We start from the raw sequence: 17765 nt of genomic DNA, 5'->3' as shown, positions 1-17765 counted from the left end.
CGGCTCGACTTTTGAGAACGGTTCTCATTATCTTCCTCGCATCACTCCCCGAGGAAGGTTCGAGATGCGTAGGTATCGGCGCGCAGGCGCAGCAGTGACAGTGGCGATGGTGCTCGGGCTGGCCCCGGGCTGCTCGGCGCCGGCCGAGCCCGGAGGCGGGTCCGACACCCTCCGGATCGTCGGCCCGTTCGAGATCCACAGCCTCGAGCCGACGGCGACCAGCGGGTTCTTCACCCGGCTCGAGGTCGCCGAGACCCTCGTCACCGCCGACGTCGAGGGCGAGCTCGTCCCCGGGCTCGCCGCCGAATGGTCGTCCTCGCGCGGTGGCCGGTCGTGGACGTTCGAGCTCGTCGAGGGCGCCACCTTCCACGACGGCACGCCGGTCACCCCGGACGCCGCCGTCGCCGCCCTCGAGACCGCCCGCTCCGACGAGGCGAGCCCGCTCGCGACCATCCCCGTCGAGCAGATCGTGGCCACGGAGACGGGCGTCCGCTTCGACCTCACCGAGCGCTACCTCACGCTCCCGGCGGTGCTCACGCACTACAGCGCGATGATCCTGGCGCCGGCGTCGTACGACGAGGACGGCCACGTCACCGAGCTGATCGGGTCCGGCCCCTACCGGATCGAGCACGTCGAGCTCCCCGGCTCGATCGAGGTCGAGCGGTACGACGACTGGCGCGGCACGCCGCCCGAGGTCGAGCACATCAGCTTCCAGACGGTGACCCGCCCGGAGTCGCGGGCGCTGATGGCCAGCAGCGACCAGGCCGACGTCGTGTTCCACCTCGAGCCCGCGGGCCGCGAGCGCGTCGAGGGCACCGACGGCGTCAGCCTGGTGTCGTCGCTCCAGCCGCGGACGATCATGCTCAAGGTCAACGGCGAGCACCCGGTGCTCGGCGACCCGGACGTACGCCGTGCGCTGAGCATGGGTCTCGACCGCGAAGCGATGGCCGAGGCCGTGCTGCGCGAGGAGGAGCTCGCCGCGACCCAGCTGATGCCGCCGTCGCTCACCACCTGGCACCAGCCCGACCTCGAACCGCTGGCGCACGACGCCGCGGCGGCGCGGGAGGTCCTGGAGTCGGCCGGGTGGTCCGAGGGCGAGGATGGCTTCCTGGAGAAGGACGGCGAGCGCCTGCGGCTGAACCTGCTCACCTACCCCGACCGGCCCGAGCTGCCCGCGCTCGCGACCGCGATCCAGGCCTCCCTCAAGGAGGTCGGCGTCGACATCGACGTGGAGGTCGCCAACTCCAGCGAGGTGCCGCTGCGGCACGCGGACGGCAGCCTCGAGCTCGCCCTCGTCGCCCGGCACTTCGCGCTCGTGTCCGACCCGCTCGTCACCGTCGCCGACACGTTCGCGCCCGCCGGCTCCGACTGGGGCGTCGACGGCTGGTCCGACCCGCGCATGAGCCGCGCCGTCGACGAGCTCCTCGGGGGCCCGGCGGAGGAGCGCGCGGCCGAGCTCCGGACCACCGTCACCACGATCGCGCAGGAGGAGCTGCCGCTCATCCCCGTCGCCTGGTATCGCATGAACGCCGCCGTCACCGACCGGATCGAGGGGTTCGTCATGGACCCGCTCGAGACGTCGTGGCACCTGTCGAGTGTCGAGTGGGCGTCGTGAGCCTGGGCCGCCTGCTCGCCGGCCGGGCGCTCCAGGCCGTCGGCGTCGCCGTGGTGGTGTCGGCCCTCTGCTTCCTGGTCGTGCTCCGGCTGCCGGGCGACATCGCCTACCGGATCGCCGCCGGCCGCTACGGCTACGACCTCGTCGACGCCCAGGCCGCGGACGGCATCCGCGCCGAGCTCGGCCTCGACGACCCCGCCTGGCAGCGCTTCGGACAGTGGCTCTCCGACCTCGTCCGCCTCGACTTCGGCGACTCGCTCGTCACGCACCGCCCGGTGCTCCAGGAGGTCGGCTACTACCTGGCCGGCACGCTCCAGCTCGCGGGCGCCGCGCTGCTCCTCGCGATTGTGATCGGCGGCGCGGCGGGCACGCTCGCGGCGCAGCGCCCGGGCGGCGTGGTCGACCGGGTCACCGACGTGTGGATCGCAACCGTGCGCGCGCTGCCGCCGTTCCTGCTCGGGCTCCTGCTCGTCCTCCTACTGTCCGTCCATCTCGGCCTCCTCCCGGCCGTCGGACACGGAGGCTCGACGACGATCGTGCTCCCGGCGGTGACCCTCGCGATCGGTCTCTCGGGGCTGATCGCGCGGGTCACCCGGGACGCGGTCGTGGAGGTGCGCGGCTCCGACTACGTGCGGTTCGCCCGCACCAAGGGCCTGACCGAGCGCCTGGTGCTGGCGCGCCACGTCGCCCGCAACGCCGCGACTCTCGTGGTCCCCTACCTCGGGGTCCAGGCCGTGGTGCTGGTCGAGGGCGTCGTGGTGGTCGAGAGCCTCTTCTCCTGGCAGGGCCTGGGTCACGCGCTCGTGCACGCCGTGTTCTGGCGCGACATCCCCGTCCTCCAGGCCAGCGCGCTCGTCCTCGCCCTGCTCATCGTCGCGGTCAACACGCTGGTGGACGTCGCCGTCCTCTGGCTCGACCCGCGGCCGCGGCGGTCGGAGGTGGCGGCATGACCGCGATCCTCGATCTCGCGCCCACGACACAACGCCGCGGACGTCGTACGGCGGGACTGGCGCGGCGCCTGTGTGCCGGCGTCCTCGTCGCGCTCGTGCTGTTCGCGCTGGTCGGGCCGTTCGTGCTGGGCGACCCGGCGGCGCAGTCGCTCGACCGGTTCCTCGAGGCGCCGTCACTCGCGGAGCCGTTGGGCCGCGACGACTACGGCCGCAGCGTGGTCTCCCGGCTGGCGCACGCCACCCGGCTCTCCCTCGTGCTCGCGGCGCTCTGCGTCGCGACCGCGCTGGTGATCGGTACGGCGAGCGGCGTGCTGGCCGCCTGGCGGGGCGGGTGGGTCGACGCCGTCCTGCGGTCGGTGTCCGAGGTGTTCGTCGCCCTCCCCGCGCTGCTCATCGTGCTGCTCGTCGCCGCACTGTCCGACGGCGACCTGTGGACGCTCTACGTCGGGCTCGCGGTGGCGCAGTGGGTCGAGTACTTCCGGGTGGTCCGGGCCCGCGCCGCGCTGGTGCTCGGCTCGCCGGCTGTCGAGGTGGCGGGGTTGCTCCGGCTCGGGCCGTGGCACGTCGTCCGGCGGCACCTCTGGCCCGAGCTGCGGCCCGCGCTGACCACGCTTGCGTCGCTCGGCATGGTCACCTCGATCCTCGCCATGTCCACCCTCGGGTTCGTGAAGGTCGGGCTGGAGCCGCCGCGCGCGGAGCTCGGCCTGATGATCACCGAGTCCTTCCCCTACTACGACGTCGCGCCCTGGATGTCGCTCGCACCGGTCGCGGTCCTCTTCCTGCTGACCGTGTGCTTCCTCGGGCTGCGCCGGACGGAGGACGCATGAACGGCCTGACCATCGAACGCCTCGTGGTGCGCAGCGGCGGGCGCGTGCTCGTCGACGTCGCCGACCTCACCGCGGCGCCCGGCCAGCCGCTGACCATCGTCGGGGAGAGCGGCTCGGGCAAGTCGCTGCTCGCCCACGCGGTGATGGGGACGATCGCGCCCGAGCTCGAGGTGACCGGCGCGCTGACGGTCGGCAGCACCCGCTTCGACCTCGCCGACCGCCGGGCCCGCCGTACGGCGTGGGGACGGGAGCTCGCGCTGCTGCCGCAGGAGCCGATGCTCGCCCTCGACCCGACGATGCGGGTGCGCGACCAGGTCGCCGAGGGCGTGCTGGACCACCCGCCGCGCGACCGGCGCTCGGCCGCCCTCGCCGAGACCGCCCTCGCGCGGGTGGGGCTGCGCGACGCCGCGCGGTCGTTCCCGCACACGCTGTCCGGCGGCATGGCGCAGCGGGTGGCGTACGCCGCGACGACCGTGGGCGGCGCCCGGGTGCTCCTCGTCGACGAGCCGTCGAAGGGCCTCGACGCGGCTGCGGTGGACCGGCTGGCGGACCTGCTGGCCGACCACGTCGACGGCGACGCCGTGCTGCTGACGATCACCCACGACCTGCGCCTTGCGCGCCGGCTGGGCGGCGAGGTGCTGGTCATGCAGGACGCGTCGGTCGTGGAGCGCGGGCCGGCCGCGACGGTGCTGCAGACCCCGCAGCACGACTACACGCGGCGCCTCCTCGCGGCCGAGCCCGCCCGCTGGCGGTTCCCCTGGATGAGAGAGACCGCTCCCCCGGCCGACGGCGAGCCGGTGCTGTCGGCCACCGCCCTCTCCAAGTCGTACGGCGACCGCACGCTCTTCGAGGACGTCGCGATCGAGGTGCGCGCCGGCGAGCGCTGGGCCATCAGCGGACCGAGCGGCGTCGGCAAGACGACGCTCGGCAACGTGCTGCTGCGGCTGACCCGGCCCGACCGCGGCACGGTCCACCACGGACCGTCCCTCACCCCCGGGCGGGTGCAGAAGCTCTACCAGGAGCCGGCCTTGTCGTTCCCGCGCCGGGTCGCGCTCGGAACAGCGATCGGCGACACGCTGCGGCGGCACGACGTACCGGCCGGACGCTTCAGCCGCCTGCTGGAGCGCGTGGCGATCCCGGAGGAGCTGCTCGCGCGGCGGCCCGGGCAGGTGTCGGGCGGGGAGCTGCAACGGCTGGCGATCGTCCGCGCGATGGTCACCGGGCCCGCGCTCCTGCTGGCCGACGAGGCGACGTCGCGGCTCGACCTCGTCACCCAGGAGGTGACGACCGACTGCCTGATGACCGAGCTCGCGGAGACCGACTGCGCGCTGCTGCTGGTGACCCACGACGAGGACCTGATCGGCGCCGTCGCCGACCACCGGCTCGGCCTGGAGGAGCTCGTCAGCCGCCCGTAGCCGCGACCGCCGAGGCCTCCACCGCCCGGTCGATCGACTCCGGCGACAGCACGTGGCCGATGGCGAGCGCGGCGGCGCCGATCACGCCGGCGCGCTCGCCGGCGCGCGAGGTGGCGATGTGGAGGTGCTCGGTGGCGAGCGGCAGCGACCGGAGGTAGACGATCTCGCGGATCCCCGCGATCAGGCTCTCCCCCGCGGCCGCGAGCGCTCCGCCGATCACGATCACGGACGGGTTGACGAGGTTGACCAGCGCGGCGAGCACCTCGCCGAGGTCGCGGCCGGACTGGCGCACGGCCTTGACCGCCTCGGGGTCGCCGGCGCGCACCAGGCGGACCACGTCGGCGTCGGCCGCGACCTCGACACCGGCGGCGCGGATCGCGTCGGCCAGCGCCGGGACGGCCGCGATCGCCTCGAGGCAGCCGAGGTTGCCGCAGCGGCACGTGACGTCGGCGCCGCGCGGCACGTAGATGTGGCCGAGGTCGCCGGCGGTGCCCTGGGCGCCGCGCTGGAGCGTGCCGCCCGAAATGATGCCGGCGCCGATGCCGGTGCCGACCTTGATGAACACCAGGTCGGTCACGTCGCGCAGGTGGGCGTGCTGCTCGCCGAGGGCCATGATGTTGACGTCGTTGTCGACCAGCACCGGCACGTCGAACGCGCGCTGCACGTGGCCGGGCACGTCGTAGCGGTCCCACCCGGGCATGATCGGCGGGTTGATCGCGCGGCCGGTCGAGTGCTCGACCGGCCCGGGCAGGCCGATGCCGATCGCGGCGAGCTCGCCGGCAGAGCGACCCTGGTCGGCGAGCAGGTCGCGGACCGTCCGCTCCGCCCAGCCGAGGACCTTCTTCGGCCCCGACGCGATGTCGAGCCGCTGGGTCCGCTCGGCCAGGATCTGCCCGTCGAGGTCGGCCAGCGCGGCCGAGGCGTGCGTGGCCCCGAGGTCGATGCCCACGACGACCCGGGCGCCGGGGTTGAACGCCAGCAGCGACGGCGGCCGGCCGCCCGTGGAGACGCCGCCGAACGGCACCACCAGGCCCAGCCGCACCAGCGCGTCGAGCCGCGCGGAGATCGTGGAGCGGGCCAGGCCGGTGAGCTCGGCGAGCTGGGCCCGGGTGCGCGGCTGACCGTCCCGGAGGAGGTCGAACACGTCGCTGGCTCGCACGAGCAGGAGTCAACCACGGGGACTTTGGCACGTGCAACAAACAACTTTTGCCAGGCTCTCGACAGAAGTGTGTGACCCGTGCCACTCTGGCGTCGTGCCGCTCCAGACCGACACGATCCCCCTCCGCGCCCGGGGCCTGACCAAGGCCTTCCACGGCCACACCGTGCTCGCCGACGTCGACCTCGACCTGCGCGCGGGGCAGGTGCACGGCCTGGTCGGCGAGAACGGCGCGGGCAAGTCCACGCTGATGAAGGTGCTCGCCGGCGTGCACGTCGCCGACGGCGGCACCGTCGAGCTCGACGGCCGCGAGGTGACGTTCCACCACCCCGTCCAGGCCCAGCACGCCGGCGTGTCCACGGTGTTCCAGGAGTTCAACCTGCTCCCCGAGCGCACCGTCGCGGAGAACATCTGGCTCGGCCGCGAGCCGCGCCGCCGCGGCCTCGTCGACGTCGACCGCATGCAGCGCGACACCCAGGCGCTCCTCGACGACCTCGGCGTCACCGGCCTCCGGCCCGGGCAGCGGGTGCGCACCCTGTCGGTCGCCGAGCAGCAGATCGTCGAGATCGCCAAGGCGATCAGCTTCGACGCGCGGATCATCTCGATGGACGAGCCGACCGCTGCGCTCGCCGACCACGAGGTCGCGCTCCTCTACAAGATCATCCGCGGGCTGACCGCGCGCGGCGTCGCGATCCTCTACGTCTCCCACCGGCTGCGCGAGATCTTCGACCTCTGCGACACGATCACCGTGCTCAAGGACGGCCGCCAGGTCGCCACCCGGCCCGCGGCCGAGCTCGACGACGCCGAGCTGGTGCGGCTCATGGTCGGCCGCTCGATGACGTCGTTCTTCCCCGGCCCCGTCGAGGGCACCGAGGTCGGCGAGCCGCGGCTGGAGGTCACCGGCGCCGGCAACGGGTACGTCGACGACATCTCCCTCACGCTGCGCGCCGGCGAGATCGTCGGGGTGGCCGGCCTCCAGGGGTCCGGCCGCACCGAGCTGATGGAGGCGCTGTTCGGCGTCCAGCCGTTCACCCGCGGCACAGTCGTGGTCGACGGCAAGGAGGTCCGGCTGCGGTCTGCCCGCGGCGCCGTACGCGCCGGGCTCGCGCTGGTCACCGAGGACCGCAAGGCCACCGGCCTCGCGCTCAACCAGACCATCCTCGACAACGTGCTCGGCCCGGTGCGCGCGGTCTTCCCGCGGCGCACCGGCGCCGCCCGCCGCGAGGCCCCCGGCCTCCTGTCCAACCTCCAGGTCGCGGCGCGGGCGCTCGACCAGGAGGTGCAGTTCCTCTCCGGCGGCAACCAGCAGAAGGTCGTGCTCGCGCGGTGGCTCGCCACCGAGCCGCGCGTGGTGCTCATGGACGAGCCGACCCGTGGCATCGACGTCGGGGCCAAGCACGCGATCTACGAGCTGATGCGGGTGCTCGCCGCCGCCGGCGTCGCCGTACTGATGGTCTCCAGCGAGCTGCCCGAGGTGATCGGCATGGCCGACCGCATCCTGGTGATGCGCGACGGCCGCCTCGCCGGCGAGCTGCCCGCCGGCTCGTCGGAGGAGACCGTCCTCCAGCTCGCCACGGGAGCCCGGGAGGTGGCGCGATGAGGGGCCTCGCGGAGCGGTTCGGCCGGCTCACGTCGACCGGGCTGGTGCTCGCCGTCCTCGTCGTCGCGATCGTCCTCGGGGCGATCCTCACCGCCACCGAGGGCCGCAACTTCTTCAGCCTCGGCAACGTGTCCGCGATCCTGGTGGCCACCAGCGTGCTGGGCTTCGTCGCCATCGGGCAGACGCTCGTGATCCTCACCGGCAGCATCGACCTGTCGGTGTCCTACGTGGTCAGCCTGACCACGGTGCTCGCCGCCACGACGATGGACGGGTCGTCGGGCAACGTCGTGCCCGCCGTGCTGCTGGTCCTCGCGGTCGCCGCGGCGATCGGGTTCGTCAACGGGGCGGTCGTCAGCTTCCTGCACGTGCACGGCTTCATCGCCACGCTCGGCATGGGGCTGATCATCAGCGGCTACCTCGCCGTCAACTACGCCGGGCCCACCGGCGACGCCCCGCGCTCGTTCGCGCTGATCGGCGCCACCCGGATCGGCCCGGTGCCGCTGCCGGTCCTGATCATGCTCGGCTGCGCGCTGCTGATGATCCTGATGCTGCGCCGCACCCGCGTCGGCCACCAGGTCTACGCCGTCGGCGGCAACCCGCAGGTGGCGCGCCTGTCCGGCGTGCGCACGTCGGTGCCGGTCATCACCGCCCACGTCCTGTGCTCGATGCTCACGGCGCTCGCCGGCCTGCTGCTGGTCGCGCGGACCCAGGTGGGCAACCCGACCGCAGGCACGCAGGGGCAGTACGACCTGATGTCGATCGCGGCGGTGGTGCTCGGCGGCACCCTGCTCGCCGGCGGCAAGGGCAACATCACCGGCACCCTCGCCGGCGTCGCGATCTTCGCGGTGATGGACAACGTGATGGCCGCGCTCCAGACCGACCCGTTCCTGCGCGACGCGATCCGCGGCGCGGTGATCGTCGCCGCGGTCGCGGTCTACGCCCGCCGCGAGATCGACCGCCGGCCGGCCCGGTTCGAACGGCCGGGCGTGCTCGACGCCGCCCTCCAGGAGGCGAAGTGACCGACAGCCAGGTGACCGAGACCCGTACGACGGCGCCGCTCCCCTACCACGCGCACGGGCTGGGGGCGCGGGCCCTCGCGGTGCTCGCCACGCCCGGGGGCGCCGTGCTCGTGCTGGCGATCGCGCTGCTGCTGGCGACGATCGCGGCCAACCCCAACTTCGGCGACCCGGGCGTGCTCATCCGTTTCCTCGGCCGTACGGCGCCGATCGCGATCGTGGCGCTGGGTCAGTACTACGTCATCGTGTCCGGCGAGTTCGACCTCTCGATGGGGGCCGTCATCGCCGCGCAGGTGGTGATCGCCGGCAACTTCATCGGCGAGGACGAGAGCCGGATCATCCCCGGCCTGGTGCTGATGCTTTTGCTCGGCGTGGGCATCGGCGTCGTCAACGGCCTGGTCACCACACTCCTCCAGGTGCCGAGCTTCATCACCACGCTCGCGATGATGCTGGCGCTGGGCGGCCTCGTCGACTACCTCTCCGGTGGCGCCGCGACCGGCAACCCGCCCGACAAGTTCCGCGAGATCGGGCGCGGGGCGATCGAGGACGTGCCGGTCGTCGACGTCATCCCCTATCCGCTGATCATCCTCACCGTCCTGTGCGTCGCCGCCGCCTGGCTGATGCGCCGCCCGTTCGGGCGCACGCTCATCGCCGTCGGCGACAACCCCGACGCCGCCGCCGTCTCGGGCGCCCGCGTGTGGCGCGTGAAGACGCAGGCGTTCGTGCTCTCGTCGCTGGCGTCGACCGTCGCCGGGATCCTGCTCGTCGGCTACGCCGGCGTGCACCCGTCCGTCGGCCAGGGCTACGAGTTCATGGCAATCACGGCGGTCGTGCTCGGCGGCGTCGTGCTCGGCGGCGGCCGCGGTTGGGTGCTCTCGGCGGTGGCCGGCGCGTTCGCGCTCGAGCTGCTCTTCACCCTGCTCACCGCGCTCGAGATCGAGTCCACGTGGAGGGACAGCGTGCAGGGGCTGATCATCATCGCCGCGCTCGCCGTCTCGGCCCGCGCCTGGACCCTGGGCCGCGGCCGCCGTACCTCCCCTCCCCCCAAGACAGCTGACCGACCCACAGAGCCCACCCCGGGCACGAACATTGGAGAGAACTGAATGCGCAAGTCACCTTTCAGGGGCGTGCTCGCGGGGGCGGCCATGCTGGCCGTGCTCACGGCGTGCTCGACCGACGACTCCGTCGACAACCCGGACACCGCGGACGATCCCGCGAGCACCGAGGAGTCGGAGGAGGGCAGCAGCGACGAGTGGTTCGTGCAGGCGGACTACGACGAGCAGATGCAGCAGATGGACGCCACCTTCGAGGGCAACCCCGAGGAGCCGTGGCTGCAGTACATCGACGGCCCGATGACCGACACCTCGGAGTGGAAGAGCCAGGAGGCGCAGAAGGTCTGCTTCGCCAACGCCTCGATCTCCAACCCGTGGCGCCAGACCGGCTGGATCACGATGAACCAGCAGCTCGAGGTGCTCCAGGACAGCGGCGTGATCTCCGAGATGGAGACCCGCGACGCCGGTGACGACGACAACACCCAGATCGCCGACATCGACTACTTCATCGACCAGGGCAACTGCGACGTCTTCATCATCTCGCCGAACTCGACGGCAGCCCTCACCCCCGCGGTGGAGCGCGCCTGCGAGACCGGCAAGCCCGTGATCGTCTTCGACCGCGGCGTCAACACCGACTGCCCGACCACGTTCATCCACCCGATCGGTGGCTACGCGTGGGGCATCGCGACCGCCAACTTCCTCGTCGAGAACCTCGAGGAGGGCGACCGCGTCATCGCGCTGCGGATCCTGCCCGGCGTCGACGTGCTCGAGACCCGCTGGGCCGCGGCCGAGCGGATCTTCGAGGAGAACGGCATCGAGGCGACCGACCACTTCACCGGCGCCGACCCGGCGGAGATCAAGAAGATCATCACCGACGCGCTCGTGCAGGGCGACGTCGCCGGCGTGTGGATGGACGCCGGTGACGGCGCCGTCGCCGCCATCGAGGCGTTCGAGGACCAGGGCGTCGACTACCCGGTGATGACCGGCGAGGACGAGATGAGCTTCCTCCGCAAGTGGGAGGAGACCGGGCTCACCGGCCTGGCGCCCGTCTACTCCAACTTCCAGTGGCGCACCCCGCTGCTCGCCGTCGAGAAGATCGTCAAGGGCGAGGAGATCCCGACCGAGTGGGTGCTCCCGCAGGAGCCGATCACCGAGGAGGAGCGGGCGGCGTACCTCGAGGCCAACGACGGCATGCCCGACGGCCACTACGCGAAGTTCGGCGGCGAGGACCTGCCGGGCTACCCGGAGGTCTGGCAGGAGCGGCAGATCCCGTAACCCTGCCGCGCCACACGCCCGTCGCTGGTCGAGCAGGGCTCTCCCCTGCTCGACCAGCGACGACCTCGACCACCAGAAAGGGCCCGCCGTGCGACCCATCGGCGTCAACACCTGGGTGTGGACCTCGCCCCTGGCCGACGCGAACCTGCCGGGGCTGCTGCGCGACATCCGCGCGCTCGGCTTCGACGCGGTCGAGCTGCCGCTGGAGAACCCCGGCGACATCGACCCCGACCTCGCTGCCGCCGCGCTCGCCGAGACCGGCCTCGCGCCGTACGTCGTCGGCGCGATGGCGCCCGGCCGCGACCTGGTCGCGACCGACGCCGACTGCGTGGCCGCCACCCAGGACTACCTGAAGGCCTGCGTGGACCTCGCCGCCGCGATCGGCGCCCCGGCCGTGTGCGGACCCTTCTACGCGCAGACCGGCCGGGTCTGGCGGCTCGCTCCCGAGGAGCGCGCGGCCGCCTACGCCGAGTGGCGCGCCAACCTCGCGCCGGTCGTCGACCACGCGGGCGAGCGCGGCGTGCGGATCGGCATCGAGCCGCTCAACCGCTACGAGACCTCCCTCGTCAACACCGTCGACCAGGCGCTCGAGGCGCTCGGGCCGCTGCTCGGCCCTGCCCTCGGCCTGGCGCTGGACACCTACCACCTCAACATCGAGGAGCGCTCGAGCGCGGACGCCGTACGGCGCACCGGCGAGCACCTGGTGCACGTGCAGGTGTGCGGCAGCGACCGCGGCGCGCCCGGCGGCGACCAGACCGACTGGGACGCGCTGCTCGCGGCCCTCGACGAGGTCGGCTACGACGGCCCGCTGGTCATCGAGAGCTTCACCCCCGACAACGCGGCGATCGCGGTCGCCGCGTCCATCTGGCGGCCGCTCGCCGCCTCCCCCGACGCCCTCGCCACCGAGGGACTGGCGTTCCTGCGCCAGACAGGAGCACAGCGATGACCCGCGAACCTCTCGGGGTGGCCGTGATCGGCTACTCGTTCATGGGCAAGGCCCACTCCAACGCCTGGCGCAACGTGCGCGCCTTCTACCCCGGCGTCCCCGCCGTGCGGCAGCAGGTGCTGGTCGGGCGCGACGAAGCGGCCGTCAAGGAGGCCGCGTCCCACTACGGCTGGGCGGAGTCCGCGACCGACTGGCGCAGCGTGATCGAGCGCGACGACGTCGACGTGGTCGACGTCTGCACGCCGGGCGACAGCCACGCCGAGATCACCCTCGCCGCCCTGGCCGCCGGCAAGCACGTGCTCGTCGAGAAGCCGCTCAGCAACACGGTCGCCGAGTCCGAGGCGATGCTCGCCGCCGCGCGCGAGGCCGAGGCCCGCGGGGTGCGGGCGATGATCGGCTTCAACTACCGCCGGGTGCCGGCGCTCGCGCTGACACGACAGCTGATCGCGGACGGCCGGATCGGCGCGGTGCGCCAGGTGCGGGCGGCGTACCTCCAGGACTGGCTGGCCGACGCCGACGCGCCGATGACGTGGCGACTGCGCAAGGAGCAGGCGGGCAGCGGCGTGCTCGGCGACCTCGGCTCGCACGTGGTCGACCAGCTGCACTACCTGCTCGGCGACCCGGTCGTCGCGGCGTCGGGCCACCTACGCACGTTCGTGCCGGAGCGCACCGGTCCGCAGGGACGAGAGCCGGTCACCGTCGACGACGCCGCGTGGGCCACGCTCGAGACCGGCTCCGGCGTGGTCGCGAGCGTCGAGGTGAGCCGGATGGCCACCGGTCGCAAGAACGGCCTCACCCTCGAGGTGTACGGCGACCGCGGCTCGGTCGCGTTCGATCTCGAGCGCCTCAACGAGCTCATGGTCCTCGACCGGCCCGACGACGTTGCGGCCGGCGCCCGCCGGGTGCTCGTCACCGAGACGGACCACCCGTGGCTCTCGGCCTGGTGGCCGCCGGGGCACGTGCTGGGATGGGACCACACGTTCACCAGCCAGGCCGCCGATTTCCTGACCGCGATCGCCGAGGGCACCAGCCCGCAGCCGTCGTTCGCCGACGGGCTCGCGGTGCAGCGGGTGCTCGCCGCGATCGAGCAGTCGGCCGGCGACGACGGCCGGCGGGTCGCCGTACGAGAAGGAGCATGAGATGGGCAAGCGCTTCACGCTGTTCACCGGCCAGTGGGTCGACCTGACGCTCGAGGAGGTCGCGCGGCACGCGGCGGAGTGGGGCTACGACGGGCTCGAGATCGCCGTCTCCGGCGAGCACCTCGACGCCTGGCGCGTGGACGAGGACGGCTACGTCGAGGAGCGGCTCGCGCTGCTGGAGCGCTACGGCCTGAAGTGCTGGGCGATCTCCAACCACCTGACGGGGCAGGCGATCTGCGACGACCCGATCGACTTCCGGCACCAGGCGATCGTGCGCGACCGCGTGTGGGGCGACGGCGACCCCGAGGGCGTGCGGCAGCGCGCCGCCGAGGAGATGAAGCTGACCGCGCGGCTCGCGCGGAAGATGGGCGTCGACGTCGTCGTCGGCTTCACCGGCTCGTCGGTCTGGCAGTACGTCGCGATGTTCCCTCCCGTGCCGGCCGAGCGCATCGACCGCGGCTACCAGGACTTCGCCGACCGGTGGCACCCGATCCTCGACGTGTTCGCCGAGGAGGGCGTGCGGTTCGCGCACGAGGTGCACCCCTCGGAGATCGCCTACGACTACTGGTCCACGGTGAAGACCCTCGAGGCGATCGACCACCGGCCGGAGTTCGGCATCAACTGGGACCCCAGCCACATGATGTGGCAGGGCCTCGACCCGGTCGCGTTCATCACCGACTTCGCCGACCGGATCTACCACGTCGACTGCAAGGACACCCGGATGCGGATGGGCGGCGGCCGCAACGGCATCCTCTCCTCGCACCTGCCGTGGGGCGACCAGCACCGCGGCTGGGACTTCGTGTCCACCGGCCGCGGCGACGTGCCGTGGGAGGACTCCTTCCGGGCGCTCGCCGCGATCGGGTACGACGGACCGGTGTCGGTCGAGTGGGAGGACGCAGGGATGGACCGCCTGCACGGCGCCCCGGAGGCGCTGGAGTTCCTGCGCCGGTTCGACTACGACCCGCCGGCCGCGTCGTTCGACGCTGCCTTCTCCAAGCAGAGCGAGCAGTAGCCGCTCCGGCTCGTCATCCGCTGCGCCGTCAGGCGCGCAACTGGCCCACGTCCTCGGCCTCGTCGCCGAAGTAGCTGTCGAGGATCCGCTGGCTGACCCGCGCGCCCCAGCGGTCCATCCGCTCCCGGCCCCACCGCGTGCGGTTGAGCACGCCGTACCGCCACAGGTTGAGGCCCGCGACGTACGCGTGCGCCCAGGGAGGCCGCAGCGGCAGCCCGAGCTCGCGCATGCTGGTCGGTCCGAGGAACACGGTGAGCATGCTGAGCAGCCGCTCCTGCTCCCACTTCGCGCGCAGCCCCTGGAGCCCGGCCGGCCACCCGGGGTAGGTGCGGTCGGCCTGCGCCTCGACGACGGCCTGGGCGAGCTGCGGGCCGGCATCGGTGATGTCGGACTGGGCGAGCAGCACGTGATAGCTGATGCGGTGGCGCTCCCTCTCGCTGTCGACGAGGAAGTCGTCGTCGACGCCCATCAGGTAGCCGATCCACTTCCACTGGTGCATGACCGCCCGTGACTCGGCGCGGGTCACCCGGGCGCCGAGGGCGCGCGACCCGATGAGCAGCACGCCGTCGAAGAGCCCGAGCGTCGACGCGAGGTCGGCCTGGTTGATGGGGAGGCCCCACCGCTCGGTGTCCCACGTGTCGGCGAACTCGGCGTTGACGAGTGCGTGCATCGCCCGCACGTGCAGGGTGAGCCGCCACGCCTCGCCCCCAGGCTCGAGCGCGCCCGGCTGCCCGAGCGTGATCGCCCACTTCTGGGTCTCGGCGAGGCGGCGCCGGGTCATGTCGCCGGTGAGTCCGCCGGTGGCGACGAGCAGGTCGGTCGGGCCGCCGAAGCGGTAGCCGCCGACGAGGGAGAGCTGGGTGAGCACGTCGGCCGCGTTCTGGCCGAGCCGGTTGTAGACCCGGGCGCCCTCCTCGACGAGGTCCCACTCGACCCAGTCGGGCACCTCGGTGTTGGTGCGGATGAAGTCGGCGAGGGCCGGAGGTGCGTCCGGTACGGCGTCGAGGCCCTCGTGCAGCGCGGTGCGCAGCTGTCGCAGGGTCACCTTGCCGGGGTCGCCTGCTCGCGTTCGGATCGCTTCCGCGAGCCGTCCGCCGAGCTCGTCGCGCTCGGTCATCGCGCGGCCGATGCGCTGCATCAGCTCCTCGTCGACCTCGCGGACCCGGCCGAAGATGCGGAGCGGACGACCCATCCGGGCCGCGCGCGCCTCGCCCTCGCGAAAGCGGGTGGGGAAGGTCCGCGCGGGGCGGTCGATCTCTGCGGCGGTCATGTCAGCCCTCCAGTCCGTGCTCGGCGCACCACGCGTTGCGGCGCTCGGGTCGCGCGGTGAAGAACTGCCGGATCAGCAGCGCCTGCGTCGCGGCGTACGTCTCGATCTCGGTCTGCACCAGCCGCAGCTGGAGCGGCGTCCGGGCGAGGGCCAGGGCTTCCGCGTTGCGCCACACGATCTCGCGCCAGCCGCGCATGATCACGCCGGCGACCGTCTCCTCGAGCGTGCCGACGTCGATGTCGTCGAACGTCGGGTCGAAGCGCCGCGCCTCCTCGGCGAACACGGGCGCGTAGAGCGAGTCGAGGCGCTTGTTGTAGCGCAGGTGGTCGGCCCGGTGGCTGGTGCCGTCGGGGGCGGTGAGCCCGGCCTCGGCGAGGACGTAGGGGAAGTCGCGGTTGATGTGGGCGTTCATCGCGAGCAGGAAGTTGCCCAGGCCGCTCATCTTCTGGTCGTCCTCGGCCTGGAGCGCGATCCGCCAGGCCGCCGGGATGCCGGTACGCCGGCCGCTCTCCCACCGGCTGGTCACGTCGAAGTAGAGCTCGGCGAAGATCGTGTCGACGCGGTTGAGCCACTGCGCGTCCTCGAAGTAGCCCGAGCGCACGGCGTCGCGCACGTTCTCGGTCACCCGCAGGTAGGCCAGCGAGAAGACCGCGCTGTGCGAGCACGAGGCCGCGAGCCGCTCGAGCCGCGGCTCCATCCGGGCGATGACCTCGTCGATGCACTCGTCGCCGCCGGACCGGCAGAGGTCGCCGGCGTAGTCGGCGCCGGGCACCGGCAGCGGCGGCAGCAGGCCGTTGACCAGGTCGAGCGGCGGCAGCACGATGCCGCGCACCGGGTCGGGGTCGGGCGGCACCGGATCGGCGTGGGCGGACGGGCTCGGCGAGAGCACCGCCACGAGGGCGACGACCCCGCCGAGCGCCGCCCGGATCGAAGGGAGAACCATGCCCCGAACCTAACGCGAGTCATCACTCGCATACCATTCGCGTTGTGCGCAAGACACCCCGCCAGGCCCGCTCCCGCCAGATGGTCGACCGGATCGTCGCGGCCGGCCGCGACGTGCTCGTGTCCGACGGCTACGACGCGTTCTCGACCAATCGGGTCGCCGCGGCCGCCGGCGTGAGCCCGGGGTCGGTCTACCAGTACTTCCCGGACAAGGCGGCGATCGTCGACGTCGTCGTCGACCGCTACTGGGACGACGTCGCCGAGAAGGTCGCCGCGGCCCTGGCCGACCGGATCGGCACGTTCGGCCCGGCCATGGTGCGCGACACCGCGGACGCCCTGATCGCCGCGCTCGAGGACGACCCGGCGGTGTTGCGCGTCGTCGCCGAGGAGCTGCCGATCTCGCGCAACCGCGACCGGCTCACCGTGCTGGAGCGCCGGGTGCGCGACCTGGTCGCGACGTTCCTCGCCGCCCGCCCCGAGACCAGCCACCGCCCCGACCCGGCCGTGACCGCGTGGGTCGTGGTGATCGCGCTCGAGCAGCTCGCCGTGCGCTGGGTGCTCGACCAGCCGCCGGTCACGCGCGACCAGCTGGTCGAGGAGATCCTCGCGCTGGTGAGCGGATACCTCAGCTTCGGTGACCGGTGAGGGCCATCCCGACACCGAGCCCGATCATCGACGTACCACCGACGGCGCCGAGGGCGCTGCCCCGCTTCGGGGAGCCGGCGAACCAGTCCCTCGCGCGACCCGCGGCGAGCGCCCACACGGAGTCGCACAGCAGGCCGAGCACGACCGCGGCGGAGCCCAGCACGAACATCTGCGCCGGCACCGAGTGCCAGAAGCCGTCGAGGTCACGGTCGACGAACGGCGGCAGCAGCGCCGCGAAGATCATGAACGCCTTCGGGTTGGTGACGCCCACGATGAAGCCCTGCCGCACCGCGGTGCGCCAGGTCAGCGGCGTCCGCCCGTCGGGGTGGAGCTGCAGCTCGCGTCGGTGCCGGAACGCCTGGATGCCGAGCCACACAAGGTAGGCGGCGCCGGCGAGCTTGATGACGGTGAACACCAGGATCGACTGCGCCACCACCGCGCCCAGGCCGACGGCCACGAGCACCATGACGAGGAAGAGGCCGGCGGTGTTGCCGACGACCGTCGCGAGCGCGACCCGCTGGCCGTAGGCGACGGCCCGGCCGACGGTGAACACGACGCTCGGCCCGGGGATGACGATGAGGACCAGCGCGGCCAGGCCGAAGCCGAGCAGCTGGTCCATGCCGACCATGGCTCAGTCGCTCTTCTCGGTCGGCTCGACCGTGCTGCCGGTGCTGCTGGTGCTGCCCCCGGTGCCGGTGGCGGTGGCGCCGCGCGTCGGCTTGTGGTCGTAGAGACCCTCGTCCTCCGCCTTGTCCGCCTTGCGCAGCGACCGCACGAGGAAGAACGCGATCACGACGACGGCGAGGATCAGCCCGACGAACACGGCGAAGCCGGTCCAGCCGGCGACGACGTCGTTGGCCTCCGGCGCATCCTCGGTGGCACGGACGATCAGGGGGACGAACATG

General features: G+C 72.8%; 17 protein-coding genes. 12 read left to right on the top strand and 5 right to left on the bottom strand.

The features are described from left to right. Nucleotides 1-94 precede the first annotated feature (94 nt). The 4 genes from HNR19_RS22290 to HNR19_RS04725 are packed head-to-tail and all read left to right on the top strand — an operon-like array spanning nt 95 to nt 4807. The gene (locus tag HNR19_RS22290; RefSeq protein WP_218910146.1) at nt 95-1615 is read left to right on the top strand and encodes an ABC transporter substrate-binding protein; all 1521 of its coding nucleotides are present in this window, start codon (nt 95-97) and stop codon (nt 1613-1615) included. Continuing rightward, nucleotides 1612-2565, top strand: coding sequence for an ABC transporter permease subunit (locus HNR19_RS22285; RefSeq protein ID WP_218910145.1), 954 nt, complete (start codon nt 1612-1614; stop codon nt 2563-2565). The genes HNR19_RS22290 and HNR19_RS22285 overlap by 4 nt, the downstream gene beginning before the upstream one ends. Further along, on the top strand, nt 2562-3392 hold the full coding sequence (locus tag HNR19_RS04730) for an ABC transporter permease (protein WP_179666860.1): 831 nt from the start codon (nt 2562-2564) through the stop codon (nt 3390-3392). The genes HNR19_RS22285 and HNR19_RS04730 overlap by 4 nt, the downstream gene beginning before the upstream one ends. Beyond that, nucleotides 3389-4807 carry an ABC transporter ATP-binding protein gene (locus HNR19_RS04725; RefSeq protein WP_179666859.1) on the top strand — a complete coding sequence of 473 codons (1419 nt, stop codon included), beginning with the start codon at nt 3389-3391 and terminating at the stop codon, nt 4805-4807. The genes HNR19_RS04730 and HNR19_RS04725 overlap by 4 nt, the downstream gene beginning before the upstream one ends. Here HNR19_RS04725 and HNR19_RS04720 read toward each other — a convergent pair. Beyond that, on the bottom strand, nt 4794-5966 hold the full coding sequence (locus HNR19_RS04720) for an ROK family transcriptional regulator (protein WP_343047053.1): 1173 nt from the start codon (nt 5964-5966) through the stop codon (nt 4794-4796). The genes HNR19_RS04725 and HNR19_RS04720 overlap by 14 nt on opposite strands. Nucleotides 5967-6060: 94 nt before the next feature. On the opposite strand from HNR19_RS04720, the gene HNR19_RS04715 reads away from it, so the two are divergent. The 7 genes from HNR19_RS04715 to HNR19_RS04685 all read left to right on the top strand — a co-directional run bounded on the left by HNR19_RS04715 (nt 6061) and on the right by HNR19_RS04685 (nt 14003). After that, complete coding sequence (locus tag HNR19_RS04715) at nt 6061-7563, top strand: ATP-binding cassette domain-containing protein (RefSeq protein ID WP_179666858.1); 1503 nt, start codon at nt 6061-6063, stop codon at nt 7561-7563. Beyond that, nucleotides 7560-8582: an ABC transporter permease gene (locus HNR19_RS04710; protein WP_179666857.1), complete on the top strand. Its 1023-nt coding sequence runs from the start codon at nt 7560-7562 to the stop codon at nt 8580-8582. The genes HNR19_RS04715 and HNR19_RS04710 overlap by 4 nt, the downstream gene beginning before the upstream one ends. Beyond that, nucleotides 8579-9682 carry an ABC transporter permease subunit gene (locus HNR19_RS04705; RefSeq protein WP_218910144.1) on the top strand — a complete coding sequence of 368 codons (1104 nt, stop codon included), beginning with the start codon at nt 8579-8581 and terminating at the stop codon, nt 9680-9682. Before HNR19_RS04710 ends, HNR19_RS04705 begins: the two co-directional genes overlap by 4 nt. Then, nucleotides 9683-10906 (top strand): substrate-binding domain-containing protein, encoded by a 1224-nt coding sequence (locus HNR19_RS04700; protein ID WP_179666856.1) that lies wholly within the window; start codon nt 9683-9685, stop codon nt 10904-10906. A gap of 88 nt (nt 10907-10994) precedes the next feature. Continuing rightward, the gene (locus HNR19_RS04695) at nt 10995-11852 is read left to right on the top strand and encodes a TIM barrel protein (RefSeq protein ID WP_179666855.1); all 858 of its coding nucleotides are present in this window, start codon (nt 10995-10997) and stop codon (nt 11850-11852) included. Then, complete coding sequence (locus HNR19_RS04690; RefSeq protein ID WP_179666854.1) at nt 11849-12991, top strand: Gfo/Idh/MocA family protein; 1143 nt, start codon at nt 11849-11851, stop codon at nt 12989-12991. The genes HNR19_RS04695 and HNR19_RS04690 overlap by 4 nt, the downstream gene beginning before the upstream one ends. A gap of 1 nt (nt 12992) precedes the next feature. Further along, entirely contained in the window at nt 12993-14003 is a 1011-nt protein-coding gene (locus HNR19_RS04685; protein WP_179666853.1) for a sugar phosphate isomerase/epimerase family protein, read from the top strand. 28 nt (nt 14004-14031) lie between these two features. Here the strand turns inward: HNR19_RS04685 and HNR19_RS04680 are convergent, their stop codons facing one another. Both HNR19_RS04680 and HNR19_RS04675 read right to left on the bottom strand, forming a co-directional pair. Next, a complete protein-coding gene (locus HNR19_RS04680) occupies nt 14032-15273 on the bottom strand; it encodes an oxygenase MpaB family protein (protein ID WP_179666852.1) in 1242 nt (413 codons plus the stop codon). Between the two features lies 1 nt (nt 15274). Then, nucleotides 15275-16216: a DUF5995 family protein gene (locus HNR19_RS04675; protein ID WP_179666851.1), complete on the bottom strand. Its 942-nt coding sequence runs from the start codon at nt 16214-16216 to the stop codon at nt 15275-15277. A 44-nt stretch (nt 16217-16260) separates the two neighbouring features. On the opposite strand from HNR19_RS04675, the gene HNR19_RS04670 reads away from it, so the two are divergent. Next, entirely contained in the window at nt 16261-16860 is a 600-nt protein-coding gene (locus HNR19_RS04670; RefSeq protein ID WP_343047051.1) for a TetR/AcrR family transcriptional regulator, read from the top strand. Here HNR19_RS04670 and HNR19_RS04665 read toward each other — a convergent pair. Continuing rightward, nucleotides 16841-17488: a LysE family translocator gene (locus HNR19_RS04665; RefSeq protein ID WP_179666850.1), complete on the bottom strand. Its 648-nt coding sequence runs from the start codon at nt 17486-17488 to the stop codon at nt 16841-16843. The genes HNR19_RS04670 and HNR19_RS04665 overlap by 20 nt on opposite strands. A gap of 3 nt (nt 17489-17491) precedes the next feature. Further along, nucleotides 17492-17764 (bottom strand): hypothetical protein, encoded by a 273-nt coding sequence (locus HNR19_RS04660; RefSeq protein ID WP_179666849.1) that lies wholly within the window; start codon nt 17762-17764, stop codon nt 17492-17494. Between the last annotated feature and the right edge of the window lies 1 nt (nt 17765).

The organism is Nocardioides thalensis (genome assembly GCF_013410655.1).
Lineage (GTDB): Bacteria > Actinomycetota > Actinomycetes > Propionibacteriales > Nocardioidaceae > Nocardioides > Nocardioides thalensis.
The sequence above is the reverse complement of the archived record's forward strand: the minus strand, read 5'-3'. Positions and strand labels throughout refer to the sequence as shown.

Excerpts from the sequence above, each read along its gene's own strand:
- HNR19_RS04730 (WP_179666860.1), top strand. The coding sequence starts at position 2,562 with ATGACCGCGATCCTCGATCTCGCGCCCACGACACAACGCCGCGGACGT.
- HNR19_RS04725 (WP_179666859.1), top strand. The coding sequence starts at position 3,389 with ATGAACGGCCTGACCATCGAACGCCTCGTGGTGCGCAGCGGCGGGCGC.
- HNR19_RS04710 (WP_179666857.1), top strand. The coding sequence starts at position 7,560 with ATGAGGGGCCTCGCGGAGCGGTTCGGCCGGCTCACGTCGACCGGGCTG.
- HNR19_RS04700 (WP_179666856.1), top strand. The coding sequence starts at position 9,683 with ATGCGCAAGTCACCTTTCAGGGGCGTGCTCGCGGGGGCGGCCATGCTG.
- HNR19_RS04690 (WP_179666854.1), top strand. The coding sequence starts at position 11,849 with ATGACCCGCGAACCTCTCGGGGTGGCCGTGATCGGCTACTCGTTCATG.
- HNR19_RS04685 (WP_179666853.1), top strand. The coding sequence starts at position 12,993 with ATGGGCAAGCGCTTCACGCTGTTCACCGGCCAGTGGGTCGACCTGACG.
- HNR19_RS04680 (WP_179666852.1), bottom strand. The coding sequence starts at position 15,273 with ATGACCGCCGCAGAGATCGACCGCCCCGCGCGGACCTTCCCCACCCGC.
- HNR19_RS04675 (WP_179666851.1), bottom strand. The coding sequence starts at position 16,216 with ATGGTTCTCCCTTCGATCCGGGCGGCGCTCGGCGGGGTCGTCGCCCTC.
- HNR19_RS04665 (WP_179666850.1), bottom strand. The coding sequence starts at position 17,488 with ATGGTCGGCATGGACCAGCTGCTCGGCTTCGGCCTGGCCGCGCTGGTC.
- HNR19_RS04660 (WP_179666849.1), bottom strand. The coding sequence starts at position 17,764 with ATGTTCGTCCCCCTGATCGTCCGTGCCACCGAGGATGCGCCGGAGGCC.